Genomic DNA, 6,188 nt, shown 5'->3' on the forward strand with positions numbered 1-6,188 from the left:
ATATGAAACATTTCACTAAAAGATTAGACAAGGCATATGACACCATTAATGATGGGGACTATATTCTTGTTGGTGCAGGTGCGGGATTTTCTGCAGCTGCAGGCATTGAATATTCAGGAAAACGTTTTGAAGATAATTTCAAGGATTTCATTGAGAAATATGGTTTGACTGACATGTATTCTTCCGGATTTTATCCATTCAAAACTTCCGAGGAAAAATGGGCATACTGGTCCCGTCATGTTTATATGAACAGGTATTCTGTTGGGAAAACCAGATTATATGAACAGCTATTGGAACTGGTTGGAGATAAGGAGTATTTTGTGCTGACAACCAATGTAGAACATCAATTTTGGATAAATGGTTTTGAAGACAATAGGATTTTTGCAACTCAGGGTGACTACGGCCTTTTCCAATGCAGCGAACCCTGCCATGAAAAACTATATTCAAATAAGGATTTTGTTTTTAAAGCTGTTCGAAACATTAACGATTGTAGAATCCCCACTGATTTAATACCGAAGTGTCCGGTCTGCGGAAAAGAAATGGCCTTGAATCTAAGGGTTGACAATACATTTGTTGAAGATGAAAAATGGATGGAAATGTATAATAATTATTCTAAATATTTAGAACATGCTGATGAAGACAGAAACATCGTATTTTTAGAGTTGGGCGTTGGCTTTAACACACCTTCAATAATAAGATATCCATTTGAACAGATGACCTATGAAAATCCAAACACCACATTAATTAGGTTAAACAGAAGTTCATCGCAGGCAATATCTCAAAACAAAGATAAAACAATTTGTTTTGATGAAAAAATTTCAGAAATATTTGCATATTGGCTTTCGAGGATTTAAATTATTTTTTTAAGTTTCTTGTGTTTTCAAGAATCCAGAAATATTCATATAATGAAGAACAAATTATAATCATGAATGTGTTAATCACTGAAAAAGAAGTGAAAAATGTAATTACAAAATCAAATCTGCCGGTGTGTGACTTTTCAGTAAATCCATATTTAGGCTGTCTTCATGCATGTAAATACTGCTATGCCTCCTTCATGAAATGCTTTTCAAAACACACAGAACCCTGGGGAGAATTTTTGGATATAAAATACTGGGATGAAATTAAAAATCCTCATAAATATGATGGAAAAACAATGTTTATCAGCTCAGTTACTGATCCATACCAACCACTTGAAGAAAAATATGAAAGAACAAAAACATTGCTGGAACAATTACAAGGTGCCAATGTAGGATTGAGCATTGCAACAAAATCCGATTTGATACTAAGAGATTTGGATTTGTTGAAATCATTTGAAAACGTTAGAGTTTCTTTTTCAATCAATACTTTAGATGAAAACTTTAAAAATGATATGGATGATGCTGTAAGTATAAAAAGACGCCTTAAAGCCATGAAAACATTATATGATGAAGGAATTAGAACAACATGTTTTATCTCACCAATATTTCCTGAAATTACTGATGTTCCATCCATTATTAACAAAACCAAAGATTATTGCAATTTGATTTGGCTTGAAAATTTAAACTTGAGGGGCGACTATAAATCAACCATCTTAAATTATATTAAAGAAAATTATCCTGATTTATTTCCATTATATGATTTGACATATAATAAAAAAGATAGAGGCTATTGGAAGAGTCTGAATAATGAACTTAAGGAATACTGCGAAAATCAAGGATTGCTGTATCTTAGGGATGATGACTCTATCATACATCCTTTTGATGAACCGCCAATTGTTGTAAATTATTTCTATCATGAAGAAATAACAAAAACTGCAAAAAGAAGAAATAACAGACATCATTAGCTATTCAAAACATGAGGAATGATAAGTTGGAAACAATTAAAATATTATCAGTTAATGAATAAGCTTCACAATCCAATTCTCTGTTAATATTAACATCAGTTAAGCTATTGAAAACTAACTTTTAAAAACAATTCCATATAAATAAACCCTAAAATAACACGAACAATTCGTATAAAACTTATAAAAAAGTTCTGATACTTATCAATTTTCAGCACTAAAACTCTGATATGTAATTTATTTTTTGATGATTATAAAATTTTGGAAGGTATTTCAAACCTCAATTTATATTGTTGGAATTGTAGCAACTTAATCCAATTTACATTAATGAAAATGTTTTAATTGGAATGAATACTACCCCATCATCTTTAACAATACTTTGAGTTTTATTTGAAATTACAATTCCAAAATCAGAATTATATTTATTCATAGCATTTTTTATTTGCCTTTTATTTTTATCACCAATACCCACTTCAATAGGAATTATATCTCCCATAATTGTATTAATTAAAAAATCAACATTACTCTTTTTCCTTGAATCATAGAATATTCCAAAATCCCTTTTAGTTTTCTCTTTCATCATGAATAATGAAGAGGCAACATAATTTTCCAGTAATGATCCAAAATAATCTCCTTTAGTTTGTGTTGATTGGCCATTTAATTGATAAATGCAAGCTTTCATCTGAGTTGATAAAAAATAATATTCACGGGGGTATCTATTTCTTTTAGTTATTGAACCATAGGCATCCACACTGAAAATCAAATGAGCATTGCAAAATGATTCTAAAATATTTAAAACAGATGTTTTAGATAATTCAAAATTATTCGCCAATTTTTGAACTGACAGAGACCCTGGTTTTTGAAGAGCAATTGTATTTAAAATTGAATAAGAGGATTGGCGAATAGGAGTTGTGAATGATGAAATTAAATCCAAGTCCTTTTCAAGAACCCTATTTTTTATATCAATTGTTGTTTGGATAACTTCTTGATGAGGTAAATTAAATGAAGACGGCAATCCACCATATTGAATAAAATCCTGCCAAATTTTATCAGAATCCCTTTTAAACTTATTATAAACATTAAGTTGAACTTGCTTCTCAATTTTTAGAGAATCTTCAATTTCACCAGAAAAAATCATGTTAAAAAGTGTTTGACTAATATTTTCAGGCATGCTGCAATCATATTTTAAGTATAGATATTCTGAAAAATTTAGAGGATATATTCCCTTTTTAATAGAACGTCTAGCTGAATCCATGGAATATTCTAGATTTAATGCGTCTGAACCAGTGAATATTAAGAATACCTTTTTATTTTCATCAAAAATGATTTTTCCAACATGGTCCCAATTATCTGAATATTGTGACTCATCAACAAAAATAAATAATGGATTCCTGTTCAAATAAGCTTCCTCATTAATATCCTTAATAAATAAATCAGTATAATCTAAAATATTGAATTCCCCTTGATCTTTAAGCCTGTCTAAATCAAGGTATAATATCTGATTTGGATTAATTTCTCTTGTATTGGTTAAGTAATCATAAAGTTGAAATAAAATAGTTGTCTTTCCAACACCGCGTAGTCCAGGCATTATGTAAAATCTGGCATCACTGCCGTTATCAAGAAATAAATCAATTCTATTTTTTAGTTCAAAAAAATCATTTCTTTTATTCAATTCATTATCTGACATTTTAATTGAATATTCTACAATATCAGGTGTTGTTTTTAAGATATTAAATAAATATTGCCTTTTTTCATTGTTTTCCATGATGTTTCTCCGAAATATTTTTTTAGTTATATAATTATTAGATATTTACAATTTATATACTTTAGTTTTTTAAACGACCAATTGTTTATATATACATAGTTTTTTAAACGACCAAATAATGTAGGCATATAGGATATTATTTATCACAAACTAACTTTTAAAAACCTGATTAAAACCTAAAAAATACGAACATTTCGTATAAACTTATAAAAAAGTTCTTATACTTACCCTTTCCCAGCACTAAAACTCTGATAGAGAATTTATTTTTTGATGATTATAAATTTTTGAAGTCATTAACAACCTAATGTTGATTAAATGCTTCTGAATGGATATATTCCATTTTTTTCATAACTATTCTTAAGCCAATAGGTAAATATTGGATCTGTAATCTGATATTTGTCATTTGCATATTCAATCAAGTCAAAGTCAAGCAGGCGATTTAATGGCCTATTAAGTGAACCGCTAGTAACTTCTAATGAGTTAGCTATTTCAATTCTTTTTTTAGGGTTGTCAAGTAAAGAAATTACTATTTTTTGTTCTTGAAATGTTAATTTAGACCACATGAATACAAAATGTAGTGCAAGATAGTCGATTGAATCTTTAAATAACTCGATAATGTTATTTTCTGTTAAGGTTATGTTCTCCGGAAGAATTTTTGCAAATATGTTGATGTAATATGGTATTCCACGAGTGCATTTGTAAAATCTTTCAGATGCCCCAACATCCATTTGTATGTTCCTTGAAAGTGATTTAATATAATCTATGGTGGTTTGCTTTGAAAACGGATGTATTTCAATTGTCAGCATTCTTCCTCCAAATGCACCATCTTTTCCATTTAAATCATTGATCAGGCTGTCCTTTAAACTCATACTACCGCAAAATATGTATGCAACATTCTTTTGGTTTTGAATGAAGCTACGCATATACCATAAGAATTTGTCCACATTGTCCAAATCTTTAATCAATTGGATTTCGTCAATGAAAATGAATACTCCTTTCAATTTGTCACTGTTGTCTTCATAAATTTTTTGAGGCAATTCCATTACAAAGTCCGCTAATTTTGCATAATTGTCCTCTCTTTCAAAGACTGGTATTGGAATGTGTTCGTAAGATAGAATCTTATCTATTTTGAATTTATTTGTTTTGAAGTATTTTTCTATTTGTTTGCCAACTGTTCTTAAGCCGAATTCCTTTGAGGATTTTATTATTGAGTCATAGATTATTTTGATTATACTGCCTCTTGTCAGGTTTTTCTGTTGGTATGCATTGCTTCTTGACAAGTCAATATCGACAACCAAATATTCCTTGTCAAATTTATTTTTAATTTTTTTGATGAGTGCTGTCTTTCCCACTCCCCTAATTCCTGTCAACAGTATAGTTGGTGATGAATTGAATTCAGTGCTAGCCAATAAATTTGACAACATGTTAATTTCATCTACTCTATTGTAGAATTGTGTTTCGGTTAAATTTGTATTTGTAATGCTTGCAATTTCATCCATATGTAACCCTCATGTAATCCAATTTGCATTATGTATTGTATTATAATGTACTTTTAATTATATAATTAATTTTTCATTATATATTGTAGTATAATGTATTTTTCATTATATATAATCCTAATTATTTTATTTGTTCGTTGAAAAAACATGAAAAAAAGTTCCAATACTTATCGATTTTTCATCACTAAAAACCCTTTAATTTATATAAAGAAACCCAAAAATAACACGGACAATTCGTATAACACGTATAAAAAAAAAGTTCTGATACTTATCACATTCTGGCACTGAAACTCTGATATGGAATTTATTTTTTGATGATTATAAAATTTTTGGAAGACCAGAACTACCATTGGTTATTGTAATGCAATGTGTTTTTTGCGCATTATAATGGAATTTCCATTACATAATATGAAATGTTCCAAAGATGCTCAGTAATTATGGAGATTTACCCTAGCCAATTAATCCAGTATCCTGATTTATCCTCAGACTTTTCAGATATAATTTGAAAAGATTATTTTTTAATTTGTATTTACCCCTTGCTGGCTTTATTATCATATTTTTGTTAATTAAACTTTTCAGCAATGCTGAAGGTTCTGAGTTTAGATGGGCATTCTCCTTTATATAGGAATAGGACAAGATTGTTTCCTCACTTTCAGCCATTAAGCATAGTATCTTTCGCTCCTCTGTAGTGGATTTGGCGAATAATGCTTTAAATTCACGTTGATACAAAATGTTTAAAGAGTACACTGATGCCTTTTTAAACTCATCAATAGTCACTTTATCATCATTAGCTTCTTCAAAACAACTGTAAGCTAGAATCTGCATATAATATGGGATTCCATTGGATAATTCATATATTCCTTTTATGACATCCTCTTCAAATATCACATTTTGTTTTTTAATCGGAATTTTGATTGCATCAGACACTTCATCGTAGGACAATGGTCCTATCAAATATGGTTCAAATATCCGTACTGCTGAATCAAGTTTGTCCTGTATTTTGTTGAAAATGTCTTCTGATCCTGTAGCTACAAACATTATATTTTTTCCTTTTAGGGTGTCCGCCAAAATTAGTTTTTGGCAGACCAGTTGATTTTTAATTAAA

The 6,188-nt window shown here is 29.4% G+C and carries 4 protein-coding genes and 1 pseudogene; 2 read left to right on the forward strand and 3 right to left on the reverse strand.

Features of this window, described 5'->3' with window-relative positions; all coding sequences use genetic code 11:
* Window positions 1-2: 2 nt before the first annotated feature.
* Both Q4Q16_RS05780 and Q4Q16_RS05785 read left to right on the forward strand, forming a co-directional pair.
* Entirely contained in the window at window positions 3-854 is an 852-nt protein-coding gene (locus Q4Q16_RS05780; protein WP_303346775.1) for a hypothetical protein, read from the forward strand.
* Window positions 855-925: 71 nt separating this feature from the next.
* Window positions 926-1,822, forward strand: a complete 897-nt coding sequence (locus Q4Q16_RS05785; RefSeq protein ID WP_303346776.1) for a radical SAM mobile pair protein B — start codon at window positions 926-928, stop codon at window positions 1,820-1,822.
* 316 nt (window positions 1,823-2,138) lie between these two features.
* On the opposite strand, the gene Q4Q16_RS05790 is transcribed toward Q4Q16_RS05785, so the two are convergent.
* The 3 genes and pseudogenes from Q4Q16_RS05790 to Q4Q16_RS05800 form a co-directional block, all read right to left on the reverse strand.
* Window positions 2,139-3,584 carry an ATP-binding protein gene (locus Q4Q16_RS05790; protein WP_303346777.1) on the reverse strand — a complete coding sequence of 482 codons (1,446 nt, stop codon included), beginning with the start codon at window positions 3,582-3,584 and terminating at the stop codon, window positions 2,139-2,141.
* Between the two features lie 311 nt (window positions 3,585-3,895).
* The gene (locus Q4Q16_RS05795) at window positions 3,896-5,083 is read right to left on the reverse strand and encodes an ATP-binding protein (RefSeq protein ID WP_303346778.1); all 1,188 of its coding nucleotides are present in this window, start codon (window positions 5,081-5,083) and stop codon (window positions 3,896-3,898) included.
* A 450-nt stretch (window positions 5,084-5,533) separates the two neighbouring features.
* Window positions 5,534-6,188 (reverse strand): annotated as a pseudogene (locus Q4Q16_RS05800) (ATPase); the annotation flags it as partial.

Source organism: Methanobrevibacter sp., assembly GCF_030539875.1.
Taxonomy (GTDB): domain Archaea; phylum Methanobacteriota; class Methanobacteria; order Methanobacteriales; family Methanobacteriaceae; genus Methanocatella.

Bases quoted from the DNA above. Each gene is read 5' to 3' on its own strand.
- Q4Q16_RS05780 (WP_303346775.1), top strand. From the start codon at position 3: ATGAAACATTTCACTAAAAGATTAGACAAGGCATATGACACCATTAAT.
- Q4Q16_RS05785 (WP_303346776.1), top strand. From the start codon at position 926: ATGAATGTGTTAATCACTGAAAAAGAAGTGAAAAATGTAATTACAAAA.
- Q4Q16_RS05790 (WP_303346777.1), bottom strand. From the start codon at position 3,584: ATGGAAAACAATGAAAAAAGGCAATATTTATTTAATATCTTAAAAACA.
- Q4Q16_RS05795 (WP_303346778.1), bottom strand. From the start codon at position 5,083: ATGGATGAAATTGCAAGCATTACAAATACAAATTTAACCGAAACACAA.